14 protein-coding genes and 1 pseudogene are annotated in these 15,339 nt (G+C 71.4%); 3 read left to right on the top strand and 12 right to left on the bottom strand.

Annotated elements, in window-relative coordinates; translation table 11 throughout:
• Nucleotides 1-31 precede the first annotated feature (31 nt).
• From AB0J80_RS33125 to AB0J80_RS33080, 10 genes are all read right to left on the bottom strand, one after another.
• On the bottom strand, nucleotides 32-1,114 hold the full coding sequence (locus AB0J80_RS33125) for an ABC transporter ATP-binding protein (protein ID WP_364713251.1): 1,083 nt from the start codon (nucleotides 1,112-1,114) through the stop codon (nucleotides 32-34).
• Nucleotides 1,096-1,899: an ABC transporter permease gene (locus tag AB0J80_RS33120; protein WP_364713018.1), complete on the bottom strand. Its 804-nt coding sequence runs from the start codon at nucleotides 1,897-1,899 to the stop codon at nucleotides 1,096-1,098. Before AB0J80_RS33120 ends, AB0J80_RS33125 begins: the two co-directional genes overlap by 19 nt.
• Nucleotides 1,896-2,666, bottom strand: a complete 771-nt coding sequence (gene modA, locus AB0J80_RS33115) for a molybdate ABC transporter substrate-binding protein (RefSeq protein ID WP_364713015.1) — start codon at nucleotides 2,664-2,666, stop codon at nucleotides 1,896-1,898. The genes AB0J80_RS33120 and modA overlap by 4 nt, the downstream gene beginning before the upstream one ends.
• The gene (locus tag AB0J80_RS33110) at nucleotides 2,663-3,049 is read right to left on the bottom strand and encodes a helix-turn-helix domain-containing protein (RefSeq protein ID WP_364713013.1); all 387 of its coding nucleotides are present in this window, start codon (nucleotides 3,047-3,049) and stop codon (nucleotides 2,663-2,665) included. The genes modA and AB0J80_RS33110 overlap by 4 nt, the downstream gene beginning before the upstream one ends.
• A gap of 61 nt (nucleotides 3,050-3,110) precedes the next feature.
• Nucleotides 3,111-3,419 carry a cold shock domain-containing protein gene (locus tag AB0J80_RS33105; RefSeq protein WP_364713010.1) on the bottom strand — a complete coding sequence of 103 codons (309 nt, stop codon included), beginning with the start codon at nucleotides 3,417-3,419 and terminating at the stop codon, nucleotides 3,111-3,113.
• Between the two features lie 62 nt (nucleotides 3,420-3,481).
• Nucleotides 3,482-5,590: a 1,4-alpha-glucan branching protein GlgB gene (glgB, locus tag AB0J80_RS33100; RefSeq protein ID WP_364713249.1), complete on the bottom strand. Its 2,109-nt coding sequence runs from the start codon at nucleotides 5,588-5,590 to the stop codon at nucleotides 3,482-3,484.
• An 80-nt stretch (nucleotides 5,591-5,670) separates the two neighbouring features.
• On the bottom strand, nucleotides 5,671-6,981 hold the full coding sequence (locus tag AB0J80_RS33095) for a maltokinase (protein WP_364713009.1): 1,311 nt from the start codon (nucleotides 6,979-6,981) through the stop codon (nucleotides 5,671-5,673).
• Nucleotides 6,978-8,753, bottom strand: coding sequence for a maltose alpha-D-glucosyltransferase (treS, locus tag AB0J80_RS33090; RefSeq protein WP_364713006.1), 1,776 nt, complete (start codon nucleotides 8,751-8,753; stop codon nucleotides 6,978-6,980). Before treS ends, AB0J80_RS33095 begins: the two co-directional genes overlap by 4 nt.
• 47 nt (nucleotides 8,754-8,800) lie before the next feature.
• A complete protein-coding gene (locus tag AB0J80_RS33085; protein ID WP_364713005.1) occupies nucleotides 8,801-10,768 on the bottom strand; it encodes an alpha-1,4-glucan--maltose-1-phosphate maltosyltransferase in 1,968 nt (655 codons plus the stop codon).
• Between the two features lie 136 nt (nucleotides 10,769-10,904).
• Complete coding sequence (locus AB0J80_RS33080) at nucleotides 10,905-11,720, bottom strand: fused MFS/spermidine synthase (protein ID WP_364713002.1); 816 nt, start codon at nucleotides 11,718-11,720, stop codon at nucleotides 10,905-10,907.
• A gap of 47 nt (nucleotides 11,721-11,767) precedes the next feature.
• On the opposite strand from AB0J80_RS33080, the gene AB0J80_RS33075 reads away from it, so the two are divergent.
• Nucleotides 11,768-12,400, top strand: a complete 633-nt coding sequence (locus tag AB0J80_RS33075) for a hypothetical protein (RefSeq protein WP_364712999.1) — start codon at nucleotides 11,768-11,770, stop codon at nucleotides 12,398-12,400.
• Nucleotides 12,401-12,532: 132 nt separating this feature from the next.
• Here the strand turns inward: AB0J80_RS33075 and AB0J80_RS33070 are convergent, their stop codons facing one another.
• Nucleotides 12,533-12,991, bottom strand: coding sequence for a PPOX class F420-dependent oxidoreductase (locus AB0J80_RS33070; RefSeq protein ID WP_364712996.1), 459 nt, complete (start codon nucleotides 12,989-12,991; stop codon nucleotides 12,533-12,535).
• An 8-nt stretch (nucleotides 12,992-12,999) separates the two neighbouring features.
• Entirely contained in the window at nucleotides 13,000-13,806 is an 807-nt protein-coding gene (ppgK, locus tag AB0J80_RS33065; RefSeq protein ID WP_364712995.1) for a polyphosphate--glucose phosphotransferase, read from the bottom strand.
• Nucleotides 13,807-13,962: 156 nt separating this feature from the next.
• On the opposite strand from ppgK, the gene AB0J80_RS33060 reads away from it, so the two are divergent.
• Both AB0J80_RS33060 and AB0J80_RS33055 read left to right on the top strand, forming a co-directional pair.
• Nucleotides 13,963-14,976 (top strand): medium chain dehydrogenase/reductase family protein, encoded by a 1,014-nt coding sequence (locus AB0J80_RS33060; RefSeq protein WP_364712992.1) that lies wholly within the window; start codon nucleotides 13,963-13,965, stop codon nucleotides 14,974-14,976.
• Nucleotides 14,977-15,132: 156 nt separating this feature from the next.
• Nucleotides 15,133-15,339: pseudogene (locus tag AB0J80_RS33055) on the top strand (RNA polymerase sigma factor SigF); the annotation flags it as partial.

Below are 15,339 nucleotides of genomic sequence, written 5' to 3'. Positions count from 1 at the left end.
TGGGGTAGGCGCGGGCCTTGGCCGCCGGCGGTCAGGGCGTGGCGGGATAGGCGCGGGTCTCGGTGGCCTTGACCGCCACCCACAGGTCCCGCCCCGGTTCCAGGTGCAGGTGGGCGGCGGCCGCCGGGGTGATGTCGGCGGCCACGGTGATCGGGCCGTCGAGGCGGATTCGCAGGTTGTCGCCGTGGCGTTGGATGTCGGCGAGGACCGCCGGCCAGGTGTTGCGGGGGCTTCCGTCGGGCTGCCGGGGGTGCAGCGCCACGGCGGACGGCGGGAAGGCCACGAAGGCGTCGCCGTGCACGGTGTCCGTGGTGGTGAGGGTGAAGCCGTCGGTGAGTTCGACGGTGTGTCCCGTGCCGTGGCCTCGGTAGAGGTTCAGGCCGACGAGGCGGGCGACGTAGTCGGTGCGGGGGCGGGCCGTGATGGTGGCGGCGTCGCCTTCCTGGACGACGCGGCCGTTCTCGAGTATCACCAGCCGGTCGGCCAGGACGAGGGCGTCGAGCGGGTCGTGGGTGACCAGCAGGGTGGCGCCCGGGTGGGCGGCCAGGTGGCGGCTCAGTTCGGCGCGGGTGTCGAGACGGGTACGGGCGTCGAGCGCGGCGAGGGGCTCGTCGAGGAGCAGCAGGACCGGGTCGACGGCGAGTGCCCGGGCGAGCGCGACCCGCTGGGCCTGACCGCCGGACAGGTGCCGGGGTTTGCGGCGCCCGTGGTCGGTGAGGCCGACGCGGTCCAGCCAGCGGTCGGCCACTGTGTGGGCGGTACGCCGGTCGGCCCCGTGGCGGCGGGGGCCGAAGGCCACGTTGTCGCGGGCGCTCAGGTGGGGGAAGAGCAGGTAGTCCTGGAACACGACGCCGATCGGCCGGTTCTCCGGCGGGGTCCAGGTCCGCGCGCCGGGCCGGTCGAGGTCGCGGCCGTCGAGGCGGAGATGCCCGGCCGACAGCGGGGTGAGGCCGGCCAGGGCGCGCAGGGCGGTGGTCTTGCCGGCGCCGTTGGGGCCGAGGAGGGCGACCGTCTCGCCGGGGTGGATGCGAAGGTCGAGGTCGAGGACGAACGTCTCGCGGCGGACGACGAGGTGGGCCTCGAGGAGGGGGCCGGTCACGGCGCGGTCAGCCAGCGGTCGCGCAGGGCGGCGAGAATCGTGACGGACACGGCCAGCAGGATGAGGCTGAGCACCACCGCGCCTTCGAGGTCGCCGCTCTCCATGGTCTGGTAGACGGCCAGGGGCATGGTCTGGGTGACGCCCGGATAGTTGCCGGCGAAGGTGATCGTGGCCCCGAACTCGCCGAGGGCGCGGGCCCAGCACAGCACCGCGCCCGCGGCGATGCCGGGGGCGACCAGCGGGAGGGTGACGTGGGTGAACGTGGTCCAACGGGTGGCGCCGAGGGTGGCGGCCGCCTCCTCGTACCGGGTGTCGGATCCGCGTAGTGCTCCCTCGACGGCGATGACGAGGAACGGCAGGGCCACGAAGGACTCGGCGATGACGACGCCCGCGGTGGTGAAGGGCAGCGTGATCCCGAAGGCGGCGTCGAGCCAGGAGCCGAGGAGGCCGCGCCGGCCGAGGGCCAGCAGCAGGGCGATGCCGCCGACCACCGGGGGCAGCACGAGCGGGACGGTGATCAGGGCCCGGACCAGGCGGCGGCCGGGGAAGTCGACCCGGGCCAGCAGCCAGGCGAGCGGCACCCCGAGGGCGACGCACAGCAGGGTGGCGACGGTCGCGGTGACCATCGACAACCGCAGCGCCGTCAGCACGCCCGGCTCGGTGAGCCGTTGCGGCAGCGTCGCCCAAGGGGTACGGGCCAGCAGCCCGGCCAGCGGCAGCACGAGGAACCCGGCCCCGGCCACCGCCGGCACCAGCAGCACGACCGGTACGCGGGTGGTCCGGGGCCGGTCTCCGCTCATGGCGCCTGGAAGCCGGCTTCGGTCAGCACCTTCGTGCCGTCGGCGGACCGCACGTAGTCGATGAAGCCCTGCGCTTCCGCGGGGTTCTTCGCGTTCTTCAGCGCGACGATCGGGTACTCGTTGACCGCCTTGGCCGACTCGGGGAACTCCACGGCGTCCACGTCGGCCGACGCGACCTTGGCGTCGGTGCGGTAGACCAGAGAGGCGTCCACCTCGCCGAGCTTGACCTTGGACAGCGCCGCCTTCACGTCCTGCTCGAGCGTGACCGGCATGAGCTTCACCCCGGCCGCCTCCAGTGCGGTCTTGGCGGCGGCTCCGCAGGGCACCGCCTCGGCGCAGAGGGCAACCTTCAGGCCGGGCTTGCTCAGGTCCGCCGGCCCGGCGATCTTCTTCGGGTTGCCCTTGGTCACGGTGATGACCAGCTGGTTCTTCGCGAACGTGACCGGCGCGCCGGCGGCGTTGCCGGCATCGGTGACGGTGGCCATGTTCTTCGGCGCGGCAGAGGCGAACACGTCCGCCGGTGCACCCTGGTTGATCTGCGTCGCGAGCGCGGAGCTGCCGGCGAAGTTGAACGACACCCTGGTCCCCGGATGCGCGGACTCGTACTGCTTGCCGATCGTGGTGAAGGTTTCCGTCAGCGATGCCGCCGCGAACACGGTCACCGTTCCGGCGGGCGTGCTCCCTGCCGGGGATGCCGTGCCGCCTCCGCAACCGGTCGCACCGATGGTGAGCAGACTTGCCAGAGCCGCGGCTCGTAGTGCCTTCAACGTTCCACCACCACCGTGGTCGACTTGATCACCGCGACGGCCACCGACCCGACCTCGAGGTCGAGCGCGTCGACCGCCTCCCGGCTCATCAGCGACACCACCCGGAACGGGCCGGCCTGGATGTCGACCTGTGCCATCACGGTGTCCTTGACCACCGCGGTCACGATCCCGCGCAGCCGGTTGCGCGCCGACGACGCGCCCAGCCGCCCGTCCGGCTGCGCGGCCTGCGCCCGCACGAACGCCGCCAGCTCGGTTCCGCTGATCATCCGGTGGCCCTGCTCGTCCCGCTCGGCCGGCAGCCGGCCGGCATCGACCCAGCGCCGCATGGTGTCGGCGCTGACGCCGAGCAGCTCCGCCGCCTCACCGATCCGAAAGAGCGTCACTCTGCCAGCCTAAAGCCTCGCATCTGCGGCGAGGAAGCCGGGTTTGCGGCCGCAGTTGCGCTCAGGAGGTCTCGGCGGGCGGGTCGAAGGTGAGGGAGAGCCTGCTGGCGTACGCACCGCCATCGGTGCCGGGCCGGCGCTCGAACGGCTGACGATCGAGCGGCCACAGCCGCACCGCCCGGAAGGCGAAGCCGTCCTGGCCGGGCGTCTCCCACTCCAGCCACACCCGCTGACCGGCGGTGAAGGCCGCGTATCCGTCGACGGCCGCGGCGCTGAAGTGCGCCCAGCAGCCACCGGGCGTCCGGGCGGAGTCGATCACGCCCCAGCCCTCGTCTTCGTGCCACTCACGGACAGTCCCTGGGTCAGGCATGCCGCGAACAGTAGCGGGCGCCTCCCACCCGAGGCAGGAGGCGCCCGTGAGGCACAGCGAGGTCAGCCCTCGAAGCGCAGCCAGACCGCGCCCAGCGGCGGCACCCGCAGCGCCGCCGACGCGTTCAGCCCGTGCCATGGCAGCGCCTCGGCGTGCACCTCGCCCATGTTGCCCACGCCCGAACCGCCGTACAGGGTGCTGTCGGTGTTGATGACCTCGCGCCAGACGCCGGCCCGCGGGAGGCCGATGCGGTAGTCCTCGTGCGGGATCGCCGCGAAGTTCACCACGCATGCCAGGGTGTCGCCGTTCGGGGCGAAGCGCAGGAACGAGAACGTGTTGTGCTGCGAGTCCTCCGACGTGATCCAGCGGAAGCCGCTCGGCGTCGTGTCCTGCGTCCACAGGGCCGGCGTCTCACGGTAGGTGCGGTTGAGGTCCTTGACGAGGCGGTGGATGCCGCCGCCGCGGCTCTCGTCGGCGAGCAGGTCCCAGTCGAGGCCGCGCTCCTCGCTCCACTCGCGTTCGTCGCCCATCTCGGCGCCCATGAAGATCAGCTGCTTGCCGGTGAAGGCCCACATGAAGCCGAGCAGGGCGCGGTTGTTCGCGAGCTTCTGCCAGAGGTCGCCGGGCATCTTGCCGGTCAGCGAGCCCTTGCCGTGCACGACCTCGTCGTGGCTGATCGGCAGGATGTAGTTCTCGCTCCAGGCGTACACGGTGGCGAAGGTCATCTGGTGGTGGTGCCACTGGCGGTAGATCGGCTCCTTCTCCATGTAGGACAAGGTGTCGTTCATCCAGCCCATGTTCCACTTGAAGCCGAAGCCCAGCCCGCCGAGGTGGGTGGGGCGGGTGACGCCCGGCCACGCCGTCGACTCCTCGGCGATGGTCACCACGCCGGGGTTGTTCTTGTAGACCGTGGCGTTCATCTCCTGCAGGAAGCTGATCGCGTCGAGGTTCTCGCGGCCGCCGTACTGGTTGGGGGTCCACTCGCCGTCCTTGCGGGAGTAGTCCAGGTAGAGCATCGAGGCGACCGCGTCGACGCGCAGGCCGTCGGCGTGGAACTCCTCGCACCAGTAGAGGGCGTTGGCGACCAGGAAGTTGCGGACCTCCTTGCGGCCGAAGTCGAAGACGTACGTGCCCCAGTCGGGGTGCTCGCCGCGCCGCCAGTCGCCGTGCTCGTAGAGCGGGGTGCCGTCGAAGCGGGCCAGGGCCCACTCGTCCTTGGGGAAGTGCGCGGGCACCCAGTCGAGGATCACGCCGATGCCGGCCTGGTGCAGCTTGTCGACCAGGTAGCGGAACTCGTCGGGGTTGCCGAAGCGGGACGTCGGCGCGAAGTAGCCGGTGACCTGGTAGCCCCAGGAGCCGCCGAACGGGTGCTCCATGACCGGCATCATCTCGACGTGCGTGAAGCCCGAGTCGACCACGTAGTCGACCAGCTGCGTCGCGAGCTCGGTGTAGGACAGGCCGGGCCGCCACGAGCCCAGGTGCACCTCGTAGATGCTCATCGGCTCCTGGTGCCACTGCCGGGTGGCGCGCTCGGCCAGCCACTGGCCGTCGTTCCACTCGTACGCGGACTCGAAGACGACCGACGCGGTCGCCGGCGGCACCTCGGTGTGCTGGGCCATCGGGTCGGCCTTCTCCCGCCAGACGCCGTCCCGGCCGAGGATCTTGAACTTGTACTTGGTGCCGGCGGACGCGCCCGGCACGTACAGCTCCCAGACGCCGCTGCCGCCGAGCGACCGCATCGGCAGGCCGTCGTACGGGCCCCAGCCGGCGAAGTCCCCGATCACCTGCACGCCTCGGGCCGACGGCGCCCAGACGGCGAACGCGACGCCCTCACCGCGCGGGTGGGCGCCGAGCACCGTCCACAGCTTCTCGTGCCGGCCCTCGCCGATCAGGTGCAGGTCCAGCTCGCCCAGCGTCGGCAGGTGCCGGTACGGGTCGTCGCAGACCGTCCCGTCCACGTCGACGCGGTAGTCGAGCACGGTGTCGGGCAGCTCGACGGCGAAGACGCCGTCGGGGTGCACCTGGGTCATCTCGGTGCGCTCGTCGCCCGCCACCACCGAGACGCTCTTGGCGCCCTTGCGCATGGTGCGGATCACCGTGCGGCCGCCGCTGGGGTGCGCGCCCAGCAGCGAGTGCGGGTCGTGCGTGTCGCCGGAGATGACGGCGTGCATGAGGCGCTGGTCAGCGCCGCCCGGGACGGGCGAGGGCGGTGGCGTGGTCTGCCCGATCATCGGTTCTTTCCTCCGGGGTGTCAGCCGACGAGCCGGGCGATGGACCGCAGCGGGATGCGCAGCCATCCGGGCCGGTGCCGGGCTTCGTACGCGGCCTCGTAGACCGCCTTGTCCAGCTCGTACGCCGCCAGCAGCGCGGCATGCTCGCGCGGGTCGGCGCCGGCGGCTGCCGCGTACCCGTCGCAGAACGAGGCCCGGTTGCGGTCGACCCATTCGCGGGCCCGCGCTGCCAGGTGCTCGTCGTCGTCCTGGTCCACCAGCAGCTGGTACGCGGCGTACTCGTAGCTGCGGAGCACGCCGGCGATGTCACGCAGCGGCGAGTCGGGCAGCCGGCGCTCCTCCAGCGGCTGGCCCGGCTCGCCCTCGAAGTCGATGAGCAGCCAGGCCTGCGGGGTGCGCAGCACCTGACCGAGGTGCAGGTCGCCGTGGACCCGCTGCACGGTCACCTGTTCGCCGGTGAGCTTGCGGAACCGTTCCTCGATGATGGGGACGTACTCGCGCAGCTCCGGTACGGCGCCGGCGGCGGTGGTCAGCCGGGCCACCACCGCGTCGACCGGGAACGGCGACGGGCCGCTGCCCAGCTCGTCGGCGAGGGTGCGGTGCACCGACGCGACGGCCTCGCCGAGCCTGTACGACTCTCCGGCGAAGTCGCCGCCCATCTCGTCGGCGCGCAGCTCCGCATCGGCGAACAGGTCGCGCGCGCTGGCGGTGGCCATGGCCCAGCCCTCGGCGGAGTTGGCCGCGTACGCGGTGACCATGCCGAGCGGGCACGGCGCGCTGTCGGAGGCCACCTCGAAGGAGCCCAGCAGCCGCGCGACGTGCGGGTTGCCGGCCCGGCCGAGCACCCTGTTCAGCTCGATGTCGGGGTTGATCCCGCAGTCGACGCGCCGGAAGACCTTGAGGATGGCCTCCTCCTCGAAGATCACGCTGGTGTTGCTCTGCTCGGCGTCGAAGACCCGCGGCGCCGCGTCCAGCGGCAGCGTGATGCCGGGCTCCTTGGTGAACACGATGTCGCCGGCGGTCGCGCCGGAGTCGATCATGCCGAGCAGGTGCTTCGCCGCGCCGGTGTCGTAGAGGGCGTCGTAGCCCGTCCGGTCGTGGTCCGTGCCGATCGTGGCGACGGTGCTGTACTCCGAGATCGGCCCGTTGTCCCAGGCGACCAGCACCTGGTAGCGCTCCGAGCTGCCGTCGGTGTAGGTCGCGTCGACGAGCATCAGGTCGAGGTCGTCGCGCAGGGCGGTGACCGAGGCCGGCTCGGCGGCGGACAGGGTCCGGCTGCGGCCCGCGTACCAGCGTTGCTGGGGGAGCCATTCGGCGAAGGGCAGCGTCATTGCTTCTCCTCGGACCCGCAGAGCTGGAACCAGTAGAACCCGTGTCCCGGCAGGGTCAGCAGGTAGGGCAGCTGACCGATGCGCGGGAAGTTCACGTGCCCGGTCAGCTCGACCGGCGTGTACCCGTTCCAGTGCTGCAGGTTCAACTCGATGGGCTGGGGGAAGCGCGAGAGGTTGTTGACGCAGAGCACCACGTCGTCGCCGGCCTCGCGCAGGTACGCCAGCACCGACGGGTTGGAGCCGCCGAGCTCGCGGAACGTGCCGACGGCGAACGCTTCGTGGCGCCGCCGCACGGCCAGCATGGTACGGGTCCAGTTGAGCAGCGATGTCGCGCTGTCGCGTTGGGCCTCCACGTTGACGGCCTGGTAGCCGTACACCGGGTCCTGGTTGGCGGGCAGGTAGAGCCGGCCGGGGTTGGCCGTGGAGAACCCGGCGTTGCGGTCGGGTGTCCACTGCATGGGGGTGCGGACGCCGTCGCGGTCACCGAGCCAGATGTTGTCGCCCATGCCGATCTCGTCGCCGTAGTACAGCACCGGCGAGCCGGGCAGCGACAACAGCATCGCGGTGAACAGCTCGATCTGGTTGCGGTCGTTCTCCAGCAGCGGGGCGAGCCGCCGGCGGATGCCCACGTTCGCCTTCATCCGCGGGTCCTTGGCGTACTCGGAGTACATGTAGTCGCGCTCTTCGTCGGTGACCATCTCGAGCGTGAGCTCGTCGTGGTTGCGCAGGAAGATGCCCCACTGTGCCATGTCGGGGATCGGCGGCGTCTGGGCCAGGATCTCGGAGATGGGGAAGCGGGACTCGCGGCGGACCGCCATGAAGATGCGCGGCATGAGCGGGAAGTGGAACGCCATGTGGCACTCGTCGCCGCCGGTCTCGGAGTCGCCGAAGTACTCGACCACGTCCGCCGGCCACTGGTTCGCCTCGGCCAGCAGCACCCGGCCGGGGAACTCGTCGTCGATCACCTTGCGGCAGTGCTTGAGGAACGCGTGCGTCTCGGGCAGGTTCTCGCAGTTGGTGCCCTCGCGCTCGTACAGGTACGGCACCGCGTCCAGCCGGAAGCCGTCGATGCCGAGGTCCAGCCAGAAGCGCAGGACGTCGAGCATCGCCTCCTGGACGGCCGGGTTGTCGTAGTTCAGGTCCGGCTGGTGGCTGAAGAAGCGGTGCCAGTAGAACTGCCGGCGCACCGGGTCGAACGTCCAGTTCGACTCCTCGGTGTCGACGAAGATGATCCGGGCGTCCTTGTACCGGTCGGAGGTGTCGCTCCACACGTAGAAGTCGCCGTACGGGCCGTCGGGGTCGCGCCGCGACTCCTGGAACCACGCGTGCGAGTCCGAGGTGTGGTTCATGACCAGGTCGGTGATGACCCGGATGCCGCGCTTGTGGGCCGCGTCGAGCAGGGCGACGAAGTCCTCGACGGTGCCGAAGTCCGGCAGGACCTTGTAGAAGTCGCGGATGTCGTAGCCGCCGTCGCGCAGTGGCGAGTCGTAGAACGGCGGGAGCCAGAGGCAGTCGACGCCGAGCCACTGCAGGTAGTCGAGCCGCTCGATCAGGCCGCGCAGGTCGCCGGACCCGTCGGCGCTGGAGTCGTAGAACGCGCGGACGAGCACCTCGTAGAACACGGCCCGCTTGAACCACGTCCGGTCCGCGGGCAGCGTGCGGGCGTGCCCGAAGTCGTCGGCGGTGGGGTGCTCGACCACACCGTCCTCGACGTGACTGCCCTCCGCGGGATCGTGCTCGACGGTTGCGTCGAGATCGTTGACCAGGTCCATCAGACGTTCACCTACCCCACCCCGCAGGAACTGAATCGCGTGCGCCGTCAGCGACGCGGGTGCACCACGAACACGTGCGCCGGCTCGACGTACGGGTCGATCCGTACGGCGTTGTGCTGGCCCCACTCGTACGCCGCCCCGGTGATCTGGTCGACCACGTCGAAGCGCTCGTGCCAGTCCATCCCCAGGGCCGGCATGTCGAGGGTCGTGTTGCCCCACTGCACGTTTGCCGAGTCGAACGAGCAGATCACCAGAACGGTGTTGCCGCTCTCCGGGTCCCGCTTGGACCAGCAGAGCAGCTCGCCGTTGTCGATCTCGTGGAACTCGATGTTGCGAAGCCACTGCAGTGCGGGATTCTCACGCCGGATGGTGTTCAAACGGGTGATGTACGGGGCCAGCGACCGCCCGGCCCGCTCCGCACCGGCCCAGTCGCGCGGCTTCAGCTCGTACTTCTCGTTGTCGATGTACTCCTCGGAGCCCGGCCGCGGCACGTGCTCGAAGAGCTCCAGCCCGGAGTACATGCCCCAGGACGGCGAGAGCATGCTTGCCAGCACGGTCCGGATCTTGAACATCGGCGGGCCGCCGTGCCACAGGTGCTCGGGCAGGATGTCCGGCGTGTTGGGCCAGAAGTTCGGGCGCATCCAGTCGATGGAGGCCTTGAGCTGGTTCACGTACTCCCGCATCTCCCAGGCCGTGGTGCGCCAGGTGAAGTACGTGTACGACTGGGTGAACCCGATCTTGCCGAGCCCGTTCATCATCGCCGGGCGGGTGAACGCCTCGGCGAGGAACAGCACGTCGGGGTCGACCGCCTTGACCTTGGCGATGCACCACTGCCAGAAGTTCAGCGCCTTCGTGTGCGGGTTGTCGACGCGGAAGATCTTGACGCCCTGCTCGACCCAGTGCAGGACGACGCGCAGGACCTCCTCGCGCAGGCCCTTCGGGTCGTTGTCCCAGTTCAGCGGGTAGATGTCCTGGTACTTCTTGGGCGGGTTCTCCGCGTACGCGATGGTGCCGTCGGCGCGGGTGGTGAACCACTCCGGGTGCTCGCGGACCCACGGGTGGTCGGGTGCGGCCTGCAGCGCCAGGTCCAGGGCGACCTCGATGCCGTTGTCGTTCGCCGTACGGATGAAGGCCCGCAGGTCCTCCAGCGTGCCCAGCTGGGGGTGGATGGCGTCGTGGCCGCCCTCGTCGGAGCCGATCGCCCAGGGCGAGCCGACGTCCTCGGGGCGCGCCACCAGGGTGTTGTTGCGGCCCTTGCGGTTGACCTTGCCGATGGGGTGGATCGGCGGCAGGTACAGCACGTCGAAGCCCATCGCCGCGACGGCGGGGATCCGCTCGGCGGCGGTCGCGAACGTGCCGTGCTTGATCGGCGTGGCGTCCGGGCCGACCTCCGCGCCCTCCGAGCGCGGGAAGAACTCGTACCACGCGGAGAACAGGGCGCGCTGGCGGTCCACCCAGAGCGCGTAGGAGCGGGTGGTCGTCACGAGCTGGCGCACCGGGTGGTGCCAGAGCAGCTGCTCGAGCTCGAGGGCGGGGGAGACCCGGGCGAACAGCGAGCGGTTGTCGTCGCGCAGCGCGGCGGCGGCGTCGCGGACCCGCTCCTCCTCCTCGTGCGGCACGATCTTGGCGGCCAGGTCCAGCACCTCGGCGCCCTCGGCCAGGTCGTTGGCCAGGTCCTCGAGCCCCTGCCCGGCGCCGATCTTCTTGGTGACGGCGTTGCGCCAGGTCTGGTACGGGTCGTCGAACGCCTCGACCGTGAACGTCCACCGGCCCACCCGGTCCGGCTTGATGACGCCGTGCCACTGGTCCAGGCCGGGCTCGCCGGGGCTGAGCCGGGTGAACGGCTGGGCCTCGCCGTCAGGGCCGGTCCATACCACGTTCACGCCCAGCGCGTGGTGGCCTTCCCGATAGGACACCGCGGAGACCGGCACGAGCTCGCCGACCACCGCCTTCGCCGGATAGCGGCCGCAGGACACGGACGGCGTGACGTCTTCGATGGGAAAGCGTCCGGTCATGATCTCCACCGTAGTCAGGAAGCGCGGGAGGGGACTTGGAGACGGGCGAAATGCAGCGACCGTCCACGCTAGTTTCTCCGCAGTGGAGGAACGCAAACGGCGATGCACCCGGTGCCCTCAACCTACCGGAGCGCGCTCACGCGTACCCGTCGAGGCGCGCCTTTGCTCCACCCAGAAACTCGGTCAAATCGTCGCCGTGCCAGACCCGGGCCGGCTCGGGGTCCCGCGCCATCGCGGCGGCCAGCCGGGAAACGGGCAGATCGCCGGAAACCACGCCGGCCGCCAGTACCACGTTGCCGGCCCGGCGCCCCCGCACCAGACCCGGCGGAGCGACCAGGGCGACGTCGCCGAACGCCGCGCGCAGCGTCGCCGCCTGGATCCGCGAGTAGGACAGCGGCGGCAGGTCCGTCAGGTTCATCGCGAGCACGCCGCCGGGCCGCAGCAGCCGGGCCGCAGCGGCCGCGAAACCCACCCCCGCGACGCTCGCCGGCATCGCCGCTCCCTGGAACACGTCCGTCACAACCGCGTCGTAGCCACCTGGCGCGGCCGCGTCCACGAACGCCCGCGCGTCACCGACCTCGACCGTCACCGCCTCCGGCCACGGCAGCGTCCGGGCCACGACCGCCAGCAGCAACGGATCGTGCTCCACCACCGTCTGCACCGACCCGGGCCGCGTCGTGGAGACCCAGCGCGGCAGCGTCAGGCCGCCGCCCCCCAGATGCAGAACCGTCAACGGTACGGCCGCAGGCGCGACCAACCGCAGCACCGTGGCGACGCGGCGCACGTATCCGAAGGCGAGAAACGTGGGATCGCCGAGATCGACATACGACTGCGGCACCCCGTCCACGCACACAGTCCAGCCCTGCTCCCGGGCGGGGTCGGGCTCCAGCGTGGCGGTCCCCGACGCCACCCGCGCGAAGATCGTTGCCCGTCGGTTGCCGTGCGTTGCCATCGGGGGGAGGCTACTCAAGCACCCCGGCCCGGCGCCGAGGAGTACCGGTGACGCACCCCAGGCAGGGGCGCACCGAGCCCTGGGGGAAGCACATGGCGGGTCCGTCGACCGCGCTGTCGCCGGTGATCGCGGCCAGCACGCACTGGCTGGTGCGGGCGTACCCCTGGACCGGCGCCGACAGCGCCGCGGCCACGCTCAACGAGCTGCAGGCCCGCCAGGCGGTCACCGTGGCCGCGTGGCTGCGCTACCCGACCCCGGTCGACGCCGAGCTGGTGGCGATGGCCGGCCCGGGCGGCTCCGCGGTCCTGGACTGGCGCACCGGCAGCGAGCCCGATGACGAGCACGCCGAGGACGAGGGCTGGCGCACCTGGGTGGACGAGGTCGTGGTCAGCTGGGCGGCCTGCCTGCTCGCCGACCCGCTCCTGGCCGCCCGCGCCGTCGACGCCGTGGCCGCCGCCGTACCCCCGGCGAGCGACACCGCCGACGACCGCCCCCGCCCGCGTCCCCGCCGCTCCGCCCGCGACCTCCCGGCCGAGTTCCGCCGGCTCACCGCCCCCGACGCCCGCGAGCAGGCCGCCGCCCTCCTCCTGCGCCACCCCGACCTCCTGGAGCCCGTGGCCGAGATGCACCGCGACGACCTGCTCTACCTGCTTCCCACGGCTTCGGTGCCTGGACGCTGACCACCACGGATTGCGCCCGGCGGTGTCGAGGGCGCCGAAAATGACAAGGCGCCCTTTGCCGTGGTCATTTTCGGTGTCCTCGACACCGCCTCCTCGGGGCGCAATCCATGTCGTGTCGGAGGCGCGACCATGTCACAGTCTGGCGGGGAAGCCGCCGGTGGCGATCGGGCCCCAGGACTCTATGGTGATGCGGATCAGGGACTTGCCCTGCTCCTGCATGGCCTTGCGGTACTCGTCCCAGTCCGGGTGCTCACCCGAGATCACCCGGAAGTACTCGACCAGGGGCTCCAGCGCCTCCGGCAGGTCGAGCACCTCGGCGACGCCGTCGACCTGCACCCACGCCCCGCCGAACTCGTCGGACAGCACGCAGACGCTGACCCGTGGGTTGCGGCGGATGTTCTTGGCCTTCGCCCGCTCGGGATACGTGGAGATCACGATGCGGCCCTCGGCGTCGACGCCGCAGGTGTTGGGCGAGGACTGCGGCCGGCCGTCCGCGCGGGTGGTCATCAGGATCGCGTGATGCCGCGGGCGGAGGAACTCCAGCAGCTCCTCGCGGCCGACGCGTTTGTTGGTGGCGATGCTGCGGGCCACGACGCTCCTCAGCTCTCGCCGACCGCGGCGCCGACGACGCCCGGCCGGTCGGCCTCGACCTGGACGGCGCCCGGGTGCCCGGCCGCCTGCTCGGCGGTGACGGCGGCGCCGATGATGCCGGCGTTGTTCAGCAGGGTCGCCGGGACGATCGGGGTCCGGACGTCGAGCAGCGGCAGCCACTTGTCCGACTTCTTGCTCACCCCGCCGCCCACGATGAACAAGCGTGGGGACAGCAGCATCTCGACGTGCCGCAGGTAGCGCTGGACCCGGCCGGCCCACTCCTCCCAGCCGAGATCCTCCTGCTCGCGGGCGCGGTCGGAGGCGCGCAGCTCGGCGTCCGCCCCGTCCAGCTCCAGGTGGCCGAACTCCGTGTTGGGGATCAGCGTGCCGTCGAGGAACAGCGCGCTGCCGATGCCCGTACCGAAGGTCAGCATCATGACCAGGCCGCGCTGGTCCTTGCCGGCGCCGAAGGCGACCTCGGCGACGCCCGCGGCGTCGGCGTCGTTCAGCACGGACGCCGGCTTGCCGAGCCGCTCGGAGAACAACTGCGCGGCCGGTGCCTCGAGCCAGGACTTGTCCACGTTCGCCGCGGTACGGGTCACCCCGTCGACCACCACGCCGGGGAAGGTGATGCCCACCCGCTCGTAGTCCCCGAACTGCGCGGCGACCTCGGCGACCGCCTCGACGACGCTCGCCACGTCCGAGGGCTGCGGTGTGGGTATCCGGACCCGCTCCGCGAGCAGCTCCCCACGCACCGTGTCGACCGGTGCGCCTTTCACTCCGGACCCGCCGATGTCGATGCCCAGGATGCCCATGTCCCGCTCTCCGTCTCACATGTGTTTCCACCGTGTGTACCCACGCACACCCGGGATCGAATCGTGCCATCCGCCGCCGACGGGCCTTGCGCCCACCTCGGTGAGGAGTGCATACTCGAGTTATAACCTCTAACGAAACGGAGCAGTGATATGATCATGACCGAGATCATCCTCCCCGGCGTCGTCGAGCCCGAGGGCCTGGAGGTCCGCAGCCGTCCGGTGCCCACGCCCGGACCGGGGGAGGCGCTGGTGCGCGTCGAGGCCACCGGCGTCTCCTTCGCCGAGCAGCAGATGCGCCGCGGCCGCTACTACGACCAGCCGGCGTACCCCTTCATCCCGGGCTACGACCTCGTCGGCACGGTCGCCGCCACCGGCCCGGGAGTGGACCCCGGCCTGGTCGGCACCCGGGTGGCCGCGCTGACCAAGATCGGTGGCTGGAGCACCCACGCGGTGCGCGACGCCGCGGACCTCGTGCCCGTTCCCGCCGGGCTGCGGGCCGCCGACGCCGAGACCGTGGTCGTCAACGGCATCACGGCGTGGCAGATGCTGCACCGTCACGCGCGGGTACGCGCCGGGCAGACCGTGCTGGTGCTGGGCGCCAACGGCGGTGTCGGCTCGACCCTCGTGCAGCTCGCCCGGCTCGCCGGTGCCCGGGTCATCGGCACCGCATCACCCCGGCACCACGACGCGTTGCGGGACGCCGGCGTCATCCCGGTCGACTACCGCGGCGACGTCACCACCCAGGTCCGCGCCGTGGCGCCGGACGGGGTGAATGCCGTGTTCGACCACGTCGGCGGCCCCGGCATCGTCGCGTCGTGGAAGCTGCTGCGGCGCGGCGGCACCCTCGTCTCGTACGGCACGGCGTCGACCCGTGACGACACCGGCAACCGCCAGCTCCCGGTCCTCAAGCTGCTCGGCCGCCTGTACCTGTGGAACCTGCTGCCCAATGGCCGGCGTGCCTCGTTCTACAACGTCTGGGGCGGCCGGGCCCTGAACCGCAAGCGGTTCCAGGCCCGGTTGCGGACCGACCTCACCGCCGTCCTCGAGGCGATGGCCGCGGGCCGGCTCACCGCCCGGGTCGCCGCGGAGCTGCCGCTGACCCGGGCCGCCGAGGCGCTGCGCCTGGCCGAGTCGGGAACGGTCGCCGGCAAGATCGTCCTCACGCCGTGAGCGGATCGTCCCCCTTGCGGGGCATATCGTCCGCGTGACGGTACGTGACTCATACTTTCGGCTGGTCAACGGTGGTCCGAAGGGCTAGCGTGGTGCGGAGTGAACGGTCGCCGCGTGCGGGCACGGCTCTCTGCCCGCTGATGGAGGACCTCCTCAATGACCGCTACCGCGATCCCTGCCACCACGGCGAGTGACTCCGCAACGGAGAGCGCCGCCGATCTCCTCAACGCCATGGCTGACGTCCCCGCCGGGGACCGCCGCCGCGCGGCGCTGCGTGACCGGGCGATCGAGGCCTGGCTGCCGCTGGCGCGACACCTCGCCCACCGCTACTCCGGCCGCGGCGAACCCACCGACGACCTGATC

The sequence above is a fragment of the Actinoplanes sp. NPDC049548 genome (assembly GCF_040676695.1).
Classification (GTDB): Bacteria; Actinomycetota; Actinomycetes; order Mycobacteriales; family Micromonosporaceae; genus Actinoplanes.
Note: the sequence above shows the minus strand (reverse complement) of the source record. Positions and strands in the feature narration are given on the sequence as shown.

What these genes read in the sequence shown, in the direction of transcription:
- AB0J80_RS33120 (WP_364713018.1), bottom strand. Translation starts at nt 1,899, where the DNA reads ATGAGCGGAGACCGGCCCCGGACCACCCGCGTACCGGTCGTGCTGCTG.
- AB0J80_RS33105 (WP_364713010.1), bottom strand. Translation starts at nt 3,419, where the DNA reads ATGCCTGACCCAGGGACTGTCCGTGAGTGGCACGAAGACGAGGGCTGG.
- glgB (WP_364713249.1), bottom strand. Translation starts at nt 5,590, where the DNA reads ATGCACGCCGTCATCTCCGGCGACACGCACGACCCGCACTCGCTGCTG.
- AB0J80_RS33095 (WP_364713009.1), bottom strand. Translation starts at nt 6,981, where the DNA reads ATGACGCTGCCCTTCGCCGAATGGCTCCCCCAGCAACGCTGGTACGCG.
- treS (WP_364713006.1), bottom strand. Translation starts at nt 8,753, where the DNA reads ATGGACCTGGTCAACGATCTCGACGCAACCGTCGAGCACGATCCCGCG.
- AB0J80_RS33085 (WP_364713005.1), bottom strand. Translation starts at nt 10,768, where the DNA reads ATGACCGGACGCTTTCCCATCGAAGACGTCACGCCGTCCGTGTCCTGC.
- AB0J80_RS33080 (WP_364713002.1), bottom strand. Translation starts at nt 11,720, where the DNA reads ATGGCAACGCACGGCAACCGACGGGCAACGATCTTCGCGCGGGTGGCG.
- ppgK (WP_364712995.1), bottom strand. Translation starts at nt 13,806, where the DNA reads ATGGGCATCCTGGGCATCGACATCGGCGGGTCCGGAGTGAAAGGCGCA.
- AB0J80_RS33060 (WP_364712992.1), top strand. Translation starts at nt 13,963, where the DNA reads ATGACCGAGATCATCCTCCCCGGCGTCGTCGAGCCCGAGGGCCTGGAG.